Annotated in this window: 16 protein-coding genes; 5 read left to right on the forward strand and 11 right to left on the reverse strand. The window is 62.1% G+C overall.

Going from position 1 to position 17,632, the window contains the following annotated elements:
- Window positions 1-228: 228 nt before the first annotated feature.
- On the forward strand, window positions 229-2,637 hold the full coding sequence (locus AWB80_RS34200) for a penicillin-binding protein 1A (protein WP_061179099.1): 2,409 nt from the start codon (window positions 229-231) through the stop codon (window positions 2,635-2,637).
- 53 nt (window positions 2,638-2,690) lie between these two features.
- Here AWB80_RS34200 and cyaY read toward each other — a convergent pair whose 3' ends face one another.
- Window positions 2,691-3,008: an iron donor protein CyaY gene (cyaY, locus tag AWB80_RS34205; RefSeq protein ID WP_061179100.1), complete on the reverse strand. Its 318-nt coding sequence runs from the start codon at window positions 3,006-3,008 to the stop codon at window positions 2,691-2,693.
- 35 nt (window positions 3,009-3,043) lie between these two features.
- Here cyaY and lptM point away from each other — a divergent pair, with 35 nt between their 5' ends.
- Both lptM and lysA read left to right on the forward strand, forming a co-directional pair.
- Window positions 3,044-3,328: an LPS translocon maturation chaperone LptM gene (gene lptM / locus AWB80_RS34210; protein WP_061179101.1), complete on the forward strand. Its 285-nt coding sequence runs from the start codon at window positions 3,044-3,046 to the stop codon at window positions 3,326-3,328.
- 42 nt (window positions 3,329-3,370) lie between these two features.
- Window positions 3,371-4,633, forward strand: coding sequence for a diaminopimelate decarboxylase (gene lysA / locus AWB80_RS34215; RefSeq protein ID WP_061179102.1), 1,263 nt, complete (start codon window positions 3,371-3,373; stop codon window positions 4,631-4,633).
- 46 nt (window positions 4,634-4,679) lie between these two features.
- Here the strand turns inward: lysA and msrQ are convergent, their stop codons facing one another.
- The 5 genes from msrQ to AWB80_RS34240 all read right to left on the reverse strand — a co-directional run bounded on the left by msrQ (window position 4,680) and on the right by AWB80_RS34240 (window position 10,762).
- Window positions 4,680-5,333 (reverse strand): protein-methionine-sulfoxide reductase heme-binding subunit MsrQ, encoded by a 654-nt coding sequence (gene msrQ, locus AWB80_RS34220; RefSeq protein WP_061179103.1) that lies wholly within the window; start codon window positions 5,331-5,333, stop codon window positions 4,680-4,682.
- 3 nt (window positions 5,334-5,336) lie between these two features.
- On the reverse strand, window positions 5,337-6,326 hold the full coding sequence (msrP, locus tag AWB80_RS34225) for a protein-methionine-sulfoxide reductase catalytic subunit MsrP (RefSeq protein ID WP_061179131.1): 990 nt from the start codon (window positions 6,324-6,326) through the stop codon (window positions 5,337-5,339).
- A 148-nt stretch (window positions 6,327-6,474) separates the two neighbouring features.
- Entirely contained in the window at window positions 6,475-7,677 is a 1,203-nt protein-coding gene (ccsB, locus tag AWB80_RS34230) for a c-type cytochrome biogenesis protein CcsB (RefSeq protein WP_061179104.1), read from the reverse strand.
- A 4-nt stretch (window positions 7,678-7,681) separates the two neighbouring features.
- Window positions 7,682-9,913, reverse strand: coding sequence for a cytochrome c biogenesis protein ResB (locus tag AWB80_RS34235; RefSeq protein ID WP_061179105.1), 2,232 nt, complete (start codon window positions 9,911-9,913; stop codon window positions 7,682-7,684).
- 174 nt (window positions 9,914-10,087) lie between these two features.
- Window positions 10,088-10,762: a c-type cytochrome gene (locus AWB80_RS34240; RefSeq protein ID WP_061179132.1), complete on the reverse strand. Its 675-nt coding sequence runs from the start codon at window positions 10,760-10,762 to the stop codon at window positions 10,088-10,090.
- Between the two features lie 303 nt (window positions 10,763-11,065).
- On the opposite strand from AWB80_RS34240, the gene yihA reads away from it, so the two are divergent.
- Together yihA and hemB are read left to right on the forward strand one after the other, a co-directional pair.
- On the forward strand, window positions 11,066-11,728 hold the full coding sequence (gene yihA / locus AWB80_RS34245; protein ID WP_061179106.1) for a ribosome biogenesis GTP-binding protein YihA/YsxC: 663 nt from the start codon (window positions 11,066-11,068) through the stop codon (window positions 11,726-11,728).
- A 255-nt stretch (window positions 11,729-11,983) separates the two neighbouring features.
- Window positions 11,984-12,982 (forward strand): porphobilinogen synthase, encoded by a 999-nt coding sequence (hemB, locus tag AWB80_RS34250; RefSeq protein ID WP_061179107.1) that lies wholly within the window; start codon window positions 11,984-11,986, stop codon window positions 12,980-12,982.
- Between the two features lie 57 nt (window positions 12,983-13,039).
- On the opposite strand, the gene dsbD is transcribed toward hemB, so the two are convergent.
- The 5 genes from dsbD to rpsD form a co-directional block, all read right to left on the reverse strand.
- Window positions 13,040-14,872: a protein-disulfide reductase DsbD gene (gene dsbD / locus AWB80_RS34255; RefSeq protein ID WP_061179108.1), complete on the reverse strand. Its 1,833-nt coding sequence runs from the start codon at window positions 14,870-14,872 to the stop codon at window positions 13,040-13,042.
- On the reverse strand, window positions 14,865-15,197 hold the full coding sequence (gene cutA / locus AWB80_RS34260) for a divalent-cation tolerance protein CutA (RefSeq protein WP_061179109.1): 333 nt from the start codon (window positions 15,195-15,197) through the stop codon (window positions 14,865-14,867). The genes dsbD and cutA overlap by 8 nt, the downstream gene beginning before the upstream one ends.
- 154 nt (window positions 15,198-15,351) lie before the next feature.
- Entirely contained in the window at window positions 15,352-15,747 is a 396-nt protein-coding gene (gene rplQ, locus AWB80_RS34265) for a 50S ribosomal protein L17 (RefSeq protein WP_061179110.1), read from the reverse strand.
- A gap of 140 nt (window positions 15,748-15,887) precedes the next feature.
- On the reverse strand, window positions 15,888-16,865 hold the full coding sequence (locus AWB80_RS34270; RefSeq protein ID WP_061179111.1) for a DNA-directed RNA polymerase subunit alpha: 978 nt from the start codon (window positions 16,863-16,865) through the stop codon (window positions 15,888-15,890).
- Window positions 16,866-16,999: 134 nt separating this feature from the next.
- Complete coding sequence (gene rpsD, locus AWB80_RS34275) at window positions 17,000-17,623, reverse strand: 30S ribosomal protein S4 (protein WP_061179112.1); 624 nt, start codon at window positions 17,621-17,623, stop codon at window positions 17,000-17,002.
- Window positions 17,624-17,632: the final 9 nt, after the last annotated feature.

Below are 17,632 nucleotides of genomic sequence, written 5' to 3' on the forward strand. Positions count from 1 at the left end.
GCGCACCGAACCGTTCGGGCGCTTGACGTGGAAGAATTGTCGCGAGCGGCATCGTTGGCGAACACTCGGCCGAATGGCCAACGCTCGCGATAGAAAGATGATTCCCATCACGATCGCGCGTATCTTGAAGACAGCGGCAAGCGCGCGCGACCGGCGCGCGCCGAAAAGCTTCAGAAAAGTCCCAAACCCTCGGCAGCTATAATCGCGTGTCTGTTTTTGGTGGTGCTAATGCAATCCTCTTCCCCGACCAACCCGCCTTCCACGCCGCCCGAGGGGCAAAAGAAAGCCAAGCGCCCCTGGTGGTCGCGGCTTCTGCTTGGATTTTTCGTCAGCGTATTTGCGCTCGTGGTTTGTGCGGGCCTCGTGCTCGGCTACGCGCTCGTCGTCGCGATGCCGAACCTGCCTTCGCTCGAAGCGCTCACCGACTACAAGCCGAAGGTGCCGCTGCGCATCTACACGGCGGATCACTTGCTGATCGGTGAATTCGGCGAGGAACGCCGCAGCGTCGTGCGCATCCAGGACGTGCCCGATCATCTGAAAAAAGCCGTGCTCGCGATCGAAGACGCGCGCTTTTACGATCACGGCGGTGTCGATCTCACCGGCATCCTGCGTGCGGGCTCGGTCGCGCTGACCAACGGTCATGCGTCGCAAGGCGCGAGCACGATCACGATGCAGGTGGCGCGCAATTTCTTCCTGTCGAGCGAGAAGACCTACACGCGCAAGATCTACGAGATGTTGCTCGCGTACAAGATCGAGCGCGCGCTGACGAAAGATCAGATTCTCGAGGTCTATATGAATCAGATCTATCTCGGGCAGCGCGCGTACGGTTTCGCGAGCGCGGCGCGCGTGTACTTCGGCAAGGATCTGAAGGACATCTCGCTCGCCGAGGCCGCCATGCTCGCGGGTCTGCCCAAGGCACCATCCGCGTATAACCCGGTCGTGAATCCGAAGCGCGCGAAGGTGCGGCAGGAGTACATCCTGCAGCGCATGCGCGAACTGAATTTCATCACGCAGGATCAGTATGAGCAGGCGGTGAAGCAGGCGCTGGTCGTGAAGGGCCAGGGCCGCGAGTTCAGCGTGCACGCCGAGTACGTCGCGGAAATGGTGCGTCAGATGATGTACGCGCAGTATCGCGAGGAAGCGTACACGCGCGGCCTGAATGTCGTGACGACGATCGATTCCGCCGACCAGGACGCAGCGTATCGCGCGGTGCGCAAGGGCTTGATGGACTACGAGCATCGGCACGGGTATCGCGGGCCGGAAGGCTATATCGATCTGCCGTCGAATGCGGATGACCGCGAGCAGGCCATCGACGATGCGCTCGCCGAGCATCCCGACAACGGCGAGATCGTCGCGGCGGTGGTGACGTCGGCAAATTCGAAGGAAGTGAAGGCGAGCTTCATCGACGGCAACACGGCGACCATCACCGGCAACGATCTGCGCTTCGTGCAGTTCGCGCTGAGCTCGCGCGCGCAGCCGAACGCGCGCATTCGTCCGGGCGCGATCGTGCGTCTCATGAAGAGCGACGACGGCGACTGGGTCATCACGCAACTGCCGCAAGTCGAAGGCGCGCTGGTGTCGATGGTGCCGCAGGACGGCGCGATCCGCGCGCTCGTCGGCGGTTTCGACTTCAACAAGAACAAGTTCAACCACGTGACGCAGGCGTGGCGGCAGCCGGGATCGAGCTTCAAGCCGTTCATCTACTCTGCATCGCTGGAGAAGGGCCTGTCGCCCGCGACGATCATCAACGACGGCCCGCTCTTCTTCAGCGCCGCCGAAACCGGCGGTCAGGCGTGGGAGCCGAAAAACTACGGCGGCGGCTTCGACGGCCCGATGACCATGCGCTCGGCGTTGCAGCGCTCCAAGAACATGGTGTCGATCCGCATCCTGAGTCATATCGGCACGAAGTACGCGCAGAGCTACATCACGCGCTTCGGTTTCGATGCGGACCGTCATCCCGCCTATCTGCCGATGGCGCTCGGCGCGGGCCTCGTCACGCCGCTGCAAATGGCGGCGGGCTATGCGGTGTTCGCGAACGGCGGCTATCGCGTGAATCCGTATCTGATCGCCGATATCACCGATCCGTATGGGCGCGTCGTGTCGCATCCGCAACCGCTCGTCGCGCAACAGAGCGCGCCGCTCGCGATCACGCCGCGCAACGCGTTCGTGATGAACAGCCTGTTGCAGAGCGTCGCGCAGCACGGCACGGGCGCGAAGACGAATCAGCTGAAGCGCGGCGACCTCGCGGGCAAGACGGGCACGACGAACGATTCGCGCGATGCGTGGTTCGCCGGCTATCAGCGCACGCTCGTGGCGATCGCGTGGATCGGATATGACAACCCGCGCAGTCTCGGCGACAAGGAAACCGGCGGCGGCCTCGCGCTACCCGTGTGGATGGACTACATGGGCCGCGCGCTCAAGGGCGTGCCCGAGTACAGGCCGACGATGCCGCCCGATCTCACGTCACTCGGCAGCGAGCTGTACTACGACGACATGACGCCGGGCCACGGCTTCGTCGCGACGATCGGTGTGAGTCAGGCGCCGCCGCAGGACGGGGTATCGGGCGTGACCGCGCCCACGCCGGAAGTCGGCGAGCAGGAAAAGCAGGACATCATGAATCTGTTCAAGGGCCAGTAAGCGCGCCCTTGCACGGTACGAAGCGAGCGGATCGTTCGGTCCGCTCGCTTTTTTTACGCCTTGAAGCGAATCGGCTCGCCCGCCTGTTCGCTCGAATACTTGCTCAACGTCGCGAAGAATTCGCTGTTGTCGCGCGTGTCGCGCCAGTCGCCGTCGACGTATTTGTAGTGAAAACCGCCCGCCTTCGCCGCGAGCCAGATCTCGTGCTTCGGCGGCTGCAAATTGACGATCACTTTCGTGCGGTTCTCGAATTCCAGCGTCAGGACATTGCCGCTGCGTTCGAATTCGATATCGGCCTCGGCTTGGTCCACCGAGCGCTCGATGGCGGTCAGCGCGGCCTCCGCCAGCGTCAGGTATTCCTGGTCTGTCATGCTAAACTCCATCGATTAAACGTATAGGGACGGTCATGCGAGTCGTTTTCAGGATGAGCGCGATTGTAGCGGCTTTGAGCATCAGCGCCGCGGCAACACTCTCGCTCGGTGGTTGTGGGCAACGTGGTCCGCTGTATCTTCCGACTGTGCCGCCGCTTCCGCAACGTCCCAACGATCTCCAGAATACGCCGCCTTCGAATGTGTCTCAGGGCAGCGTTCCGGATACCTCGGGCCAGCCGCTGTCGCTTTCACCCGAGACCGACATGAAGTCCGCTCCCAACGCGGCATCGGCGCCGAAAGCCGCGTCGTCCGCTTACTGATCCTCGAGCCTTCGCCTTCGTGGCGCATTTCCGATTACACGCATGAGTGATTCCGCATTTCATTACGTCGACGGCGTGCTGCACGCCGAAGGCGTCTCAGCCGCGTCGCTCGCGGAGCAGTTCGGCACGCCCCTCTATGTCTATTCGCGCGATGCGCTGACGCGCGCCTATCACGCCTACGCCGATGCCTGCGCGGGCCGCCGCGCGACCGTGCACGTCGCGGTGAAGGCGAACAGCAATCTCGCAGTGCTCAATGTATTCGCGCGCATGGGCGCGGGCTTCGACATCGTGTCGTCAGGCGAGCTTGCGCGCGTGCTCGCGGCGGGCGGCCGCGCGGAGAACACGGTGTTTTCGGGCGTCGGAAAATCGGCGGCGGAAATGCGTGAGGCGCTCGAAGCGGGCGTGAAGTGCTTCAACGTCGAATCGATTCCCGAACTTCATGCGTTGAACGAAGTGGCGAAGTCGCTCGGCAAGAGAGCGCCGGTTTCGTTGCGGGTGAATCCGGACGTCGACGCGAAAACGCATCCGTACATCTCCACCGGTCTCAAGTCGAACAAGTTCGGTGTCGCGTTCAGCGACGCGCGCGCCACTTACGCGCAAGCGCAGGCGATGCCGAATCTCGATGTCGTCGGCATCGATTGCCATATCGGCTCGCAGATCACCGAAGTCAGCCCGTATCTCGATGCCGTCGACAAGCTGCTCGAACTCGTCGAGCAGATCGAAGCGGACGGCATGAGCATTCGTCACGTGGATGTGGGCGGTGGTCTCGGCATCACCTATGACGACGAAACGCCGCCCGATATCGGCGAGTTTGTGAAGACGGTGCTCGATCACATCGAGAAGCGCGGCCACGGCGAGCGCGAAGTGTATTTCGAGCCGGGACGTTCGCTCGTCGGCAATGCGGGCGTGCTTCTCACGCGCGTCGAGTTTCTGAAGCCGGGCGAGGAAAAGAACTTCGCCATCGTCGATGCCGCAATGAACGATCTCGCGCGACCCGCGATGTACGAGGCGTTTCATCGCATCGTGCCGGTCGTGAAGCGCGACGCGCAAGCGCACAAGTACGATGTCGTCGGCCCGGTGTGTGAAAGCGGCGACTGGCTCGGACGCGATCGCGAACTGGCCATCGAACCGGGCGACCTGCTCGCAATCTGCTCCGCGGGCGCATATGGCTTCGTGATGAGCTCGAACTACAACACGCGTCCGCGCGCCGCCGAAATCATGGTCGATGGCGAACGCGCGCGTCTCGTGCGTGAGCGCGAAGAAGTGCAGCAGTTGTTCGCCGGGGAATCGATTCTGCCGGACTGAAGCTCACGCGCTTCAACGAAAAAGCGATGCCTCGGCATCGCTTTTTTTATGCGCGCCGCCGTGTCGCGCGCGTGCGAAGCCACGCGATCACGCGCCAGCCGAGCAGCACGATCACGATCGAGCCGTAGATCTTCGGCAGTTCGAAATCATGCTTGCCCGCCTTCATCCACCAGAAATGCAGGATCGCGAGCGCGGCGATCAGATAGATCACGCGATGCAAGGTCTGCCAGCGGCGGCCGAGCTTTCTCACCATCGCTTTGGGCGACGTGACCGCGAGCGGAATCAGCAGCACGAACGCCGCGAAGCCGACCGTGATGAACGGCCGCTTGCCGATGTCCTTCACCATCTCGGCGACATCGAACCATTTGTCGAACCAGATGTAAGTCGTAAAGTGCAACACGGCGAAGAAGAACGCGTACAAGCCGGTCATTCTGCGAAAGCGCGCGAGCGCCGTGATGCCGGTCATGCGGCGCACCGGCGTGATCGCGAGCGTGATGCACAGATACACGAGCGTCCAGAGACCGGTCGAGCGCGTGATGAATTCGATCGGATTGGCGCCGAGGCCGTTCGTCACTCCGAGCACGACCAGACGCGCGAGCGGATACAGCATCGCGATGAACACGGCCACCTTGACGGGCGCCACGCGGCTCGATGTCCGCGCCGTCGCGGCGGACCGCTTGAGTTCGGAAGCAGTCGGCATCGCTCAGAAGTTCTTTTTGAGATCCATGCCCTGATACAGGGACGCGACCTGATCGCCGTAACCGTTGAACATGAGCGTCTTGCGCTTCGGCGTGAAGAAGCCGTCCTCGCCGATCCGCCGTTCCGTCGCCTGACTCCAGCGTGGATGATCGACGCCCGGGTTCACGTTCGAATAGAAGCCGTATTCGTTGGGCGCGTACAGATTCCAGCTCGTCGGCGGCTGCTTCTCGACGAAGCGGATCTTCACGAGCGATTTCGCACTCTTGAAGCCGTACTTCCACGGCACGACGACGCGCACCGGCGCGCCGTTCTGGTTCGGCAGCACTTCGCCGTACAAGCCTACCGTCAGAAGCGTGAGCGGGTTCATCGCCTCGTCCATGCGCAGGCCTTCCGAATACGGCCATTCGAGGATCGGCGTGGAGAGACCGGGCATCTGCGACGGATCGGCGAGCGTGATGAACTGCACGTACTTCGCGCTGCTCGTAGGCTCCGCGCGCTTGATGAGTTCTGACAGCGACACGCCGATCCACGGAATCACCATCGACCAGCCTTCGACGCAGCGCAGCCGGTAGACGCGCTCTTCGAGCGGCGCGAGCTTCAGGATGTCGTCGATGTCGTAGACCTTCGGGTTCTTGATCGCCCCTTCGACAGACACCTTCCACGGACGCGCACGCAATGTGCCGGCATGCTCGACGGGATCGCCCTTGTCGGTGCCGAACTCGTAGAAGTTGTTGTAGGAGGTGATGTCCTTGAACGGCGTCGCCTTGTCGAGCGCGACGAACTTCGGATTCGTTTTCGCCGCGAGCTTCTGGCCTTTGGCGTCGGGCGAAGTGAGCGTCGCGAAGGCGTTGCCGCTCACGCCGGCGAGGCCTGTCGCGGCGAATGCGCCGATCGATCGCAGCGCGCGCCGACGGTTCTCGAACACGTCGCGCGGCGTGATTTCATGACCCGCGATGTCATCGCCATATAGATGGCGATTTCTTCTGATCCACATTTTCGTTCCTTCCATTGCGACGCGGAACATGTCGCCGCTGAATGCTCATACGGTGAAAACAGCAGTCTGGATGACAGTATTCCACCGCCAGACGAAAAAAAACCGCCAGCGTGATGCATGGCGGTTTTTCCTGATTCGACGCGGCCGATCAGAGCTTGCCGTAGCTGTGCAAACCCGACAGGAACATGTTCACGCCGAGGAACGCGAACGTCGTGACGATCAGGCCGGTCAGCGCCCACCACGCCGCCGCCGCGCCGCGCAGGCCCTTCATCAGGCGCATGTGCAGCCACGCCGCATAGTTCAGCCAGACGATCAGCGCCCACGTTTCCTTCGGGTCCCAGCTCCAGTAGCCGCCCCACGCCTCCGCCGCCCACAGCGCGCCGAGAATCGTCGCGATGGTGAAGAACGCGAAGCCGACGGCGATCGACTTGTACATCACGTCGTCGAGGACTTCGAGCGAGGGCAGACGGTCCGCCATGAAGCCGCGCTGTTTCGCGAGATACGCGACGGAAACCATCGCCGAGAGCGCGAAGCTGCCGTAGCCGATGAAGTTCGCCGGCACGTGGATCTTCATCCACCAGCTTTGCAGCGCGGGCACGAGCGGCTGGATCTGCTGCGCGTCACGGGCGATCGAGTACCACATCAGGAAGCCGACCGCCGCGCTGATCACGAGCAGCACGAACGCGCCCATCTGCCGCGTGGCGTAGTGCTGTTCGTAGTAGAGGTAGAACAGCGCCGTGATCAGGCAGAACAGCACGAACACTTCATACAGATTCGAGATTGGAATGTGGCCGACGTCCGCGCCGATCATGTACGACTCGTACCAGCGCACCATCAGACCGGTGAAGCCCATCAGCACCGCGACCCACGTCATGCGCGAGCCGATCGCGCCGCCGGTCTGCGAGCGCGTCACGAGGCCGATCCAGTAGAAGAGCGTCGCGAGGATGAAGAGCGCGCTCATCCACAGGATCGCGGACTGGCTCGACAGGAAGTACTTGAGGAAGAAATTGGTTTCGGCGCGCGCGAGATCGTGCTGATAAAGCTGGATCGAAAAGAGCGCCAGCACGGCGATCATCGCGATCAGCAGACGCACCGGTTTCCAGCGCCAGCCGAGCACGACGAACGTGGGCACCGCGCCGATCAGCACGGCGGTGTCGTACACGTCCATGTACGCGTGATAGCGGTTCAGCGCGAAGCCCGCGCCGGCGACCATCGCGAGCGCGAACAGCCAGTCGATGACACCGAGCCGGCGCAAGAACGGACGATCGTCGAACATGGCGACGTCGGGAAGGCCCGATGCCGGACGTTCCGTCTTGGCGGAGGCGTGGGAGGAAGTCTGTGTGAGGTCCATGATCTTACCGTGTTGAAACTTCCGAGCTCGAGGTCTCGGATTGCGAGTGCTGGGCCGCGCCGGGTGCGGGGGACGGATCAGCCGGGTCGGCGGGCTGCGCGCCGAGCGCCGCCGCGATCTGCGCACGCGTGCGGACAAACTCTTTCTCGAAATCGAAGGTCCGGCGCGCCGTGGACATCGCCATCAGCACGCTCGCGCCGCCCTGCCCCGCATCCTTGAGCCAGAACCAGAGCCGGCGTTCGCGCACGTAGAACATCGAGAAAATGCCGACCACCAGCAGAAGGCTGCCAAGATACACCAGATTTTTACCTGGCGCGCGCGTCAACTGGAATACCGAAGCTTGCACCTGCTTGAAGTTGTCCAATTGCAGGAAGACCGGCGCGCCGTACAGGAAACTGTCGGACAGCGCGTTGATGGACGACTGCACGAACGCGGAGTTCTTCTCATCCACTTTAGCGTCGGGAAGGCCGTTTTGCTCTCGGGAAATCTGCCATACGTCCCACATCGCGCCTTCGAGCATACGCATCAGCAGGCCAGCGGCCTTTTCCTGCTCGCCCTTCGGCACCGAGCGGTCGATGAACGTCGCGATGCTCTGGAAACCGCCAATCATCTGCGGATTCGCCGTCGCCTTGCCCGTTTCGTCGACGCCGGCAAACAGGTTCAGCACGCGAATCGCGCTCTCTTCCAGATGCTTCTGCAATTCGCCGTTTTCCTGCGGGACCGAACGCAACGCGAAACGATGCGCGGCTTCGGTGCGCGTCGCGGGCGTGGCGAGCGCCGCGCGAAGGTTCATCCACTGCTTCACGGCGCCATTTTCGTCGGCGGGAATGCGCAGATAGCGGAACGGATCGTTCGGGCTCACGCGCATGCCCGCGAGGAACATGCGCTGGCCGCTGACGTCGATCGGCAGCATGTAGTTGCTGTACTCGCGCGCCTGGCCGTCAGTGCCGCGCACCTTGTACTGCACCGACGGACCGATATTGCGCAGATCCGTCGGCTTCGAGGTTTTCGCGCCGGAGCCGAGGCGCTCGTCGAACGCATCGCGCAGCGTTTCCTTCTTGCCGACGCCGCGCGCGTCGGGCGCGCCGCTGCCGTCCGTCATGTTCTCGACGTTGATCGCGCGGAAATCCGTGAACTCGACGGTCTCGCCCTGCGCGCCCGTGAACTGCGTGCCGATGGGCGCCGTGCCGCCAATCGTCCCGCTGAACGGCGCGGCCTTCGCGTTGCCACCGGTCATCGGCCAGGCGGTCATTTCCAGCTTCGAGCCGCCATCCTGAAAGCTCGACTGATAGATCGAGATGCCGTCGTAAGTGAAGGGCTTGTTGACCTCGACGCGCGCCGGAATGCGCTTGCCCGTTTTGTGATCGATCACGACGATGTCGCTCGCGAAAAGCTTCGGCATGCCGGTCGAGTAGTAATCGACGATGAACTTGTTTAGCTCAATGGAGAACGGCAGATCCTGAATGATCGAACCGTCCTGCTGGTTCAGAATCGCGGTGCCGACGTACTGACCCTCGGGCACCCACGCGTAGCCGCGAAACGTCGGGTTGGAGGTCGAAAGGCGATGCTCGGGCGGAATGTCGTTGATGACTGCGTTGCTGCTGATCGGTGTCTTGTTGAACATCCACATCTGCAGTTTGATGGGCAGGTTGCTGTCCAGCAGCCCGCCGAGACAGATCACGACGATCGCGACATGCGCGGAGATGTAGCCGATCTTCGTCATCGCGCCGCGCTTGGCGGTGATGAGCGTCGCGCCGTTGTCGGTCTCGCGCGTCTTGAAGCGGTAGCCCATTTTCGCGGAGAGCCGCTCGAGCGTCGCCACCGTCTGCGCGCGGTTCGTCGACACCGCGAATTCGCCCTTGTGATGGAACGCGCGCAGGCCGCCTTCATGCACGCGATCCTTCCAGCTCTTGACGTCCGCGACCATCTTCGGGCTGTTGCGGATCACGCACAACGACACCGAGATCACGAGAAAGATCAGGATCATCATGAACCACCATGCGCTGTACACGGTGTAGATGCTCAGACCACGGAAGATATCCGCCCAGAACGGACCGAACTGATTGACGTAGTTGGGGTACGGATCGTCCTGCGTGAGCACCGTGCCGATGATGCTCGCGATCGCCAGAATGACCAGCAACGCGATGGCGAAGCGCATCGAACTGACGAGTTCGACGAAATGCCTGAGGGCGCGGCGGCCCGACTTCGACTGCAAACCCGATGTGGTGACGCTCATTCAAACTCCGACTGGACAGCAAAAAAGGGTGGAGACGCTGGCGGTCTCATCGACCGACGTCCCACCCTTTTCTTGTTTTCGCGCCGGTCTTCTCGGATCTTCCCGGGACCGGCTTCGTAGTATGGGCGCTTCCCGCGTTCCGCCGGGAAGCGCTGGACGCTGACTGCTGTGCGTTTAATGCAAACCGGCGATGTAGTCCGCAACCGCCTTCATTTCCGCTTCATTCAGGCGCGACGAAATCTGGTGCATCGGCTCACTGTTGGCGCGTTGTCCCGATGCGAAGGCGTTCAACTGCGCCACCGTGTAATCGCCCCATTGCCACGACAACCGCGGATACTGCACCGGAATGCCCATGCCCGTCGCACCGTGGCACGCGGCGCACGCCGGCACGCCCTTGTCCGCGATGCCGCCGCGGTAGATCTTCTGGCCCAAGGCGACGTCGTTCTTGTCGCGCGCGTAGTTGGGCTTGGCCTTCTGCGACGCGAAGTACGCCGCGACGTTCACCATGTCCTGATCCGACAGCGCGCCCGCGATGCCCGCCATGATCGGATTGTTACGCGCCGGCGCCTTGGCGCCCGGCTGTGTCTTGTAATCCTTCAACTGCTTGACGATGTATTCGGCGTGCTGACCCGCGATCCTCGGGAACGCCGCGCCGGCGCTGTTGCCGTCCGCCGCGTGGCATGCCGCGCACACCTGGGTGGCGATGGCCTGCCCTCTCGCCACGTCCGGCTTAGCCGGTTGCGCGGGCTCCGCCGCGTTCGCTGACACCGCTACCGCTAATCCACTCAATCCTGCACCGAAAGCCGCCGCTGCCCGAATCACCACCAGAGACCTGTACAGTCGGTTCATTCGCGTACCCTGTTTTTCGTCTTGTGAGAATGTGAGGTTCTGCAAAAAACGACGGCGACCGATCATCGCCGCAAGATACCCGAACGCGCTGGACGAAGAGGCTCAAAAAGTGCCCCAAAAACTGTCTCGCTCCTCTGTGGGTGCCGCCTGCGGCCTGGGTCTTGCGTGCCCGTGCTGATCTTTAAAAATCCGTCGTATTGTACAATAACCCGCTACACGCAAAGACGCCAGTCGGGGCATGCCCAGTATTTGCCGGGTTCTCAAGGCTTGAAGTTTTCGCAGCTCTTTCGATTGGGCCCGCCAATGTCATTTCTGCTTCACCAATCCCGCTTCTTCACGACCGTCAATCACCTGCGCGATCTGCCGCCCACGCCGCAGCCCGAAATCGCGTTCGGAGGACGTTCGAACGCGGGCAAATCGACCGCGATCAACATCCTGTGCAACCAGAAGCGGCTCGCGTTCGCCAGCAAGACGCCGGGGCGCACGCAGCACATCAATTACTTCTCGGTCGGGCCTGAGGCCGCGCCGGTCGCCTATCTCGTCGATCTTCCCGGCTACGGTTACGCCGAAGTGCCGGGCGCCGCGAAAGAGCATTGGCAGCGGCTGCTTTCCACCTATCTGCAGAGTCGCGCGCAACTGTGCGGCATGATCCTGATGATGGATTCGCGCCGCCCGCTCACCGAACTCGATCGCATCATGATCGACTGGTTCGCGCCGACCGGAAAGCCGATTCACGCGCTGCTCACGAAATGCGACAAATTGACGCGACAGGAGATGACCAACGCCCTGCGCGCGACGAAGAAATCCTTCGCGGAATACAAGGACGCGGGTTATCGCGGCGAACTCACCGTGCAGCTTTTCTCTGCCCTCAAACGCACCGGTCTCGATGAAGCACACGAATTGATCGAAAGCTGGCTGATGCCCGAAGAAGCGGGCGAGAACGCGGCGGAAGACGCGACCGAGTGAGCCATTGCGCGCTCGCGCAGCCATAAAAAAACCCGCCGCATGACGGCGGGTTAACAGCCTAATCGAATATCGACAGGCGCCCGCTCAGGGAGGAGAAGCGGGGAGTCCGGCGGCAAGCGCCTCGCTCGATCGGTATGATATACCATTGTCTCAAAACGGTTTCAGACGCGGCCAAGTGCTTGTTCGGCAAGGATTTACGCGTTTCGGAAAGCCGTTTTCGACGCCCCCGGAAGAACACCCAATTCGAGTCAAGACATGAGCTTCTACCCTCACCATCGGCCGCGCCGCATGCGCCGCGATGATTTCTCGCGCCGTCTCATGCGCGAAAACATTCTCACCACGAACGACCTCATTTACCCGGTTTTCATCGTCGAAGGCGCGAACGTGCGCCAGGCTGTACCGTCGATGCCCGGTGTCGAGCGCACGTCCGTCGATCTGCTGATGAAGGTCGCCGAGCAATGCGTCGAACTGGGCGTGCCGGTGCTGTCGCTATTTCCGGCGATCGAACCGTCGCTCAAGACGCCCGATGGCCGCGAGGCAACCAATCCCGAAGGCCTGATTCCGCGCGCCGTTCGCGAACTGAAAAAGAACTTCCCGATGCTCGGCGTGCTGACTGACGTCGCACTCGATCCGTACACGAGCCACGGGCAGGACGGCGTGCTCGACGAAGAAGGCTACGTGAAGAACGACGAAACGAGCGAGATTCTCGTCGAACAGGCGCGCACGCAGGCTGAGGCGGGCGTGGATATCGTCGCGCCATCGGACATGATGGACGGGCGCATCGGCGCGATCCGCGAGATGCTCGAAAGCGAAAGCCACATCCACACGCGCATCATGGCGTATGCGGCGAAATACGCGTCGGCGTTCTACGGCCCGTTCCGCGACGCGGTCGGTTCAGCCGCCAATCTCGGCAAGAGCAACAAGATGACGTATCAGATGGACCCGGCCAATTCCGACGAAGCCATGCGCGAAGTGCGCATGGACATCGAGGAAGGCGCGGACATGGTGATGGTCAAGCCGGGCATGCCGTATCTCGACATCGTGCGCCGCGTGAAGGACGAATTCCGCTTCCCGACTTATGCGTATCAGGTGAGCGGCGAGTACGCGATGATCAAGGCCGCCGCGCAAAACGGCTGGATCGATCACGACAAGGTGATGATGGAAGCGTTGCTCGCGTTCAAGCGCGCGGGCGCGGACGGCGTGCTGACGTACTTCGCGCTGGATGCGGCGCGGATTCTACGCGCGTCGAAGTAGCGTTTCTGGCTTGCGATGCAAACAGGGCGATGCCTTCACACGGCATCGCCCTTTTTCTTATCCGTTCGAAGGTCCGACCTTGTCGAGGCTCTTCAGGAATCTGTCCGCCGATTCATATCCGACGACGCGCGCAACCTCGTTGCCCGCTGCATCGAAAAAGATGATGCCCGGCGGACCGAACAGTTTGAAGCGCTTGAGAAGCGCCTGATCGTCGGCGTTGTTGGCGGTCACGTCCGCGCGGAGAAGATTCAGTTGCGCGAGACGCGCCTGTACGCGGGCGTCGGAGAAAGTCAGCTTCTCCATTTCCTTGCAGGAGACGCACCAGTCGGCGTAGAAGTCGAGCATCGCGGGACGCGCGGCGGCCTTCACAGCCGAGTCCAGTTCCGCCGATGAACGCACGGGTGCGAACGTCGGTCCCGGCGCTTGCGGACTCGCGGAAGCGGACGACTCACCCCGCGACGCAAGCAAGGCGAGTGGACGCAGCGGATCCGTCGAACCCGCGGCCAGTCCTACTAGCAGCGTCGCCGCCCAGATCGCGAACGCCGCGCCGAGCCCGCGTCCGAGTCGCTTCCAGATGCCGAGCGGCTGAGCCGCGCCCGACGAGAACAGTCCGAGCGATGCCGCCGCGATCAACAGCCACAACGCGCCGAACAGCATCTGCGCGACGCCGCCGATCACCGGCCACACGATCCACAGCGCGGCTGCGAGCAGCACGACGCCGAAGAACACCTTCACGCCGTCCATCCAGACGCCTGCGCGAGGCAGGATCGAGCCCGCGCCCAAGCCGATGATCAGGAGCGGCACGCCGAGGCCGATGCCCATCGCGAACAGCGCGGCGCCACCGAGCACCGCGTTCCCGGTATGCGCGATGAACGCGAGCACCGCGAAAAGCGGCGCGGTCATGCACGCACCGACGACGAGCGCGGAGAGCGCGCCCATCGCGGCAACCGCAGCAAACTTTCCGCCGCTGCGTTTCTGCGACGCCTCGTTCACACCGCTCTGCCAGCGTTCGGGCAACGCGATATCGACGCCCGAAATCAGCGCGACGGCAAATGCCGCGAGCAGCACGCCGAACGCGCCGAGCACCCACGGATTCTGCAGCCACGCGCCGAGGCTTTGTCCGATCAGCGCGGCCGTGATACCGAGCACGGTGTAAACGAGCGCCATGCCGATCACATACGAAACCGACAACGCAAATCCACGCGAGCGCGTCACGCGCGCCCCTTCCCCGACGATGATCGCGGACAGGATCGGGATCATCGGGTACGAGCACGGCAACAGGCTCAGGACCATGCCAGCGAGAAAATACAGTCCGACGACGGCGAAGAACCCGCCGCCTTCGAGCATCGATTGCGCGTAGTCGGCGCTCGTCGCGCGCTCGAACCATGAACTGGCGGGCTCTTTCGCAGAGGCAGATGGCGCAGCGCCCGCCGGTTGCAGGGCGTCGCCCTTGACGCGGTAGGTCTTCTCCATCGGCGGATAACAGATGCCCTGATCCGCGCATCCTTGCGATGTCACCGCGAGTTCGAACGGACCTTTTGCCTGCGCCACGGGAATGTGGATGAGCAATACACCGCGGTAGGTCTCGACATCCTTGTTGAATGTCTGATCGAAGTGGACTTTGCCCGCCGGCAGTTGCGCGGCGCCGATGGTGGCATCGCCACTCTTCACGGCAAATGCAAAGCGCTCGCGGTACATGTAGTAGCCGTCCGCGATCTTGTAGCGCACGACCACTTCGCCGGGATTTTCGGATGCGCTGAATTTGAACGCGACGTCGGGATCGAGGAAGTCGTCGGCTGCGCGCGCGACACCCGACAACAGCGCGAACGCCGCCAGGAACAGAAACGCGCCGAAGAAGCGACGCGTGAAAAAACGAGAAAGCTCAAACATGAAGAGGACGCTGCGTTTCTGCGTTGACCCACTGACCGTAGCCGGGCGAGGCATCTACCTGCCAGACGAGGATTTCGGGCGTTTCATACGGATGCCGAGTTTCGACGAAGCGCTGCAATTCCTCGCTACGCACGACACTCGTCTTGAACAGCAACTGCACTTCCTGTGACGACTCCAGCGCACCCTTCCAGTGATACCGCGACGACACCGCGCCGACGTTCGTCACACACGCGGCGAGACGCGCTTCGAGCGCTGCTTGCGCGAGCGCATCGGCTGCTGCGGCGTCGGGCAGCGTGGAGAGCATCAAAACGACGGGGACGTTCACTCGGGAAACTCCGGAAGACGCGACAGGCTAATTGCATATCGTAGCATCGGCGGCGGTCACGCATCTTTACAGACGGGCGCGCTGAAAAGCCGCAGGCCCAATACAAAAAGGCCAAGCTGAGCTTGGCCTTTTTACTAACGACTCGAACCGGAATTTATTCCGCTTCTTGCACGTCTTCCGCTTCTTCAACGTCCGGACGATCCATCAACTGGACCAGCGCCATCGGTGCGTTGTCGCCGACGCGGAAACCGAACTTCAGGATGCTCAGGTAGCCACCCGGACGGTTCTCGTAGCGCGGGCCGAGGACGTCGAACAGCTTCGCCACGGAGTCACGATCGCGCAGGCGGTTGAACGCCAGACGACGGTTTGCGAGCGACGGCTTCTTGCCCAGCGTGATGAGGGGCTCGACGACCTTGCGCAGTTCCTTGGCCTTCGGCAGCGTCGTCTTGATGACTTCGTGCTCGATCAGCGAATTCGACATATTGCGGAGCATTGCCAGACGGTGGCTGCTCGTGCGGTTCAGTTTCCGCAAACCATGCTTGTGACGCATTTTCAGTTCCTTGAACGAGTTTTGATCCAGCTCTTCTATTGCGCCCTAGTTCGGGTGCACGGGCCGGTCAGAGAAAAAGCAAGACGCGGATTTTAAAGGAAAATCCGCGTCTTTGCCAGTAACGCGATCGACCTTCGCTATTACTTGTCGAGACCAGCCGGCGGCCAGTTTTCGAGCTTCATACCGAGCGTCAGACCACGCGATGCCAACACTTCCTTGATTTCATTCAGCGACTTGCGGCCCAGATTCGGCGTCTTCAGCAACTCGTTTTCCGTGCGCTGGATCAGGTCGCCGATGTAGTAGATGTTCTCGGCCTTCAGACAGTTCGCGGAACGAACCGTGAGTTCGAGGTCATCCACCGGACGCAGCAGGATCGGATCGATCTGCGGCGCGCGCGACGGCGCTTCCGCTGCCGCTTCCGTGCCTTCGAGCGCTGCGAACACCGACAGTTGATCGACCAGGATGCGAGCCGACTGGCGAATCGCTTCTTCCGGCGAGATCACGCCGTTGGTCTCGATGTTCATCACGAGCTTGTCGAGGTCGGTACGCTGTTCGACACGCGCGCTTTCCACTGCGTAGCTCACGCGGCGAACCGGCGAGAACGACGCGTCCAGCACGATCCGGCCGATGATCTTGGCCGACTCTTCGCCATAGCGACGCACGTTGCCCGGCACATAGCCGCGGCCCTTTTCGATCTTGATCTGAACGTCGAGCTTGCCGCCCTTCGACAGATGCGCGACCACGTGTCCGGGATTGATGACCTCGCAGTCATGCGCGAGTTCGATATCGCCGGCCGTGACAACACCTTCGCCTTCCTTGCGCAGCGTCACCGTGACTTCATCGCGGTTGTGCAGCTTGAAAACGACACCCTTCAGGTTCAACAGCAGGTTGACCACATCCTCTTGCACACCATCGAGCGTCGAGTATTCGTGCACGACGCCCGCGATCGTCACTTCGGTCGGCGCATAGCCGATCATCGACGACAGCAGCACGCGCCGGAGCGCGTTACCCAAGGTGTGGCCATAGCCGCGTTCGAACGGCTCCATAACCACTTTCGCGTGGTTTTCACCAAGCGATTCAACTGCAATGATCTTGGGCTTCAACAAACTGGTTTGCATAGGTTTTCCTTTTCAATACCCTCGGCTCGTTACACCGATAAGGCTGACCGGTGACAACCTGAAAATAAACAGCCGAGGCCACCCTTTGCCACGAGCAATCAGGCTCCCCGGCTGTCCATCCGTTACCGCCGCGATTAACGCGAATACAGTTCGACGATCAGGCTTTCGTTGATGTCGCCGGCGATGTCGCTACGCTCAGGCATCGACTTGAACGTGCCTTCGAACTTCTTCTCGTCGACGGACACCCAGCTCGGCATGCCGCCTTGCTGCGCCAGCGAGAGCGCTTCGACGATACGAGCCTGCTTGCGCGACTGCTCGCGCACGGACACGACGTCACCCGACTTCACTTGCAGCGACGGGATGTTCGCAACCTGGCCGTTCACCATGATCGACTTGTGGCTCACGAGCTGACGCGCTTCGGCGCGCGTCGAGCCGAAGCCCATGCGATAGACGACGTTGTCGAGACGCGACTCGAGCAACTGCAGCAGGTTTTCGCCCGTCGGGCCCTTGCGGCGGTCGGCTTCAGCGAAGTAGCGGCGGAACTGACGCTCCAGCACACCGTAGATACGCTTCACTTTCTGCTTTTCGCGCAACTGGGTACCGTAGTCGGACGTACGCGCGCCCGAGATGCGGCCATGTTGGCCGGGCTTGCTGTCGAGCTTGCACTTGTCGGCGAGCGAGCGGCGTGCGCTCTTCAGGAACAGATCGGTGCCTTCACGGCGGGACAGCTTTGCTTTGGGACCGGTATAGCGTGCCACTTTGCATCC

Origin of the sequence: Caballeronia pedi, assembly GCF_001544915.2 — a bacterium.
In the GTDB taxonomy this organism is placed as follows: domain Bacteria; phylum Pseudomonadota; class Gammaproteobacteria; order Burkholderiales; family Burkholderiaceae; genus Caballeronia; species Caballeronia pedi.

What these genes read in the sequence shown, in the direction of transcription:
- lysA (WP_061179102.1), top strand. Translation starts at nt 3,371, where the DNA reads ATGAGTGATTCCGCATTTCATTACGTCGACGGCGTGCTGCACGCCGAA.
- cyaY (WP_061179100.1), bottom strand. Translation starts at nt 3,008, where the DNA reads ATGACAGACCAGGAATACCTGACGCTGGCGGAGGCCGCGCTGACCGCC.
- yihA (WP_061179106.1), top strand. Translation starts at nt 11,066, where the DNA reads ATGTCATTTCTGCTTCACCAATCCCGCTTCTTCACGACCGTCAATCAC.
- ccsB (WP_061179104.1), bottom strand. Translation starts at nt 7,677, where the DNA reads ATGGACCTCACACAGACTTCCTCCCACGCCTCCGCCAAGACGGAACGT.
- lptM (WP_061179101.1), top strand. Translation starts at nt 3,044, where the DNA reads ATGCGAGTCGTTTTCAGGATGAGCGCGATTGTAGCGGCTTTGAGCATC.
- msrQ (WP_061179103.1), bottom strand. Translation starts at nt 5,333, where the DNA reads ATGCCGACTGCTTCCGAACTCAAGCGGTCCGCCGCGACGGCGCGGACA.
- rplQ (WP_061179110.1), bottom strand. Translation starts at nt 15,747, where the DNA reads ATGCGTCACAAGCATGGTTTGCGGAAACTGAACCGCACGAGCAGCCAC.
- AWB80_RS34270 (WP_061179111.1), bottom strand. Translation starts at nt 16,865, where the DNA reads ATGCAAACCAGTTTGTTGAAGCCCAAGATCATTGCAGTTGAATCGCTT.
- AWB80_RS34200 (WP_061179099.1), top strand. Translation starts at nt 229, where the DNA reads ATGCAATCCTCTTCCCCGACCAACCCGCCTTCCACGCCGCCCGAGGGG.
- AWB80_RS34235 (WP_061179105.1), bottom strand. Translation starts at nt 9,913, where the DNA reads ATGAGCGTCACCACATCGGGTTTGCAGTCGAAGTCGGGCCGCCGCGCC.
- hemB (WP_061179107.1), top strand. Translation starts at nt 11,984, where the DNA reads ATGAGCTTCTACCCTCACCATCGGCCGCGCCGCATGCGCCGCGATGAT.
- msrP (WP_061179131.1), bottom strand. Translation starts at nt 6,326, where the DNA reads ATGTGGATCAGAAGAAATCGCCATCTATATGGCGATGACATCGCGGGT.
- AWB80_RS34240 (WP_061179132.1), bottom strand. Translation starts at nt 10,762, where the DNA reads ATGAACCGACTGTACAGGTCTCTGGTGGTGATTCGGGCAGCGGCGGCT.
- dsbD (WP_061179108.1), bottom strand. Translation starts at nt 14,872, where the DNA reads ATGTTTGAGCTTTCTCGTTTTTTCACGCGTCGCTTCTTCGGCGCGTTT.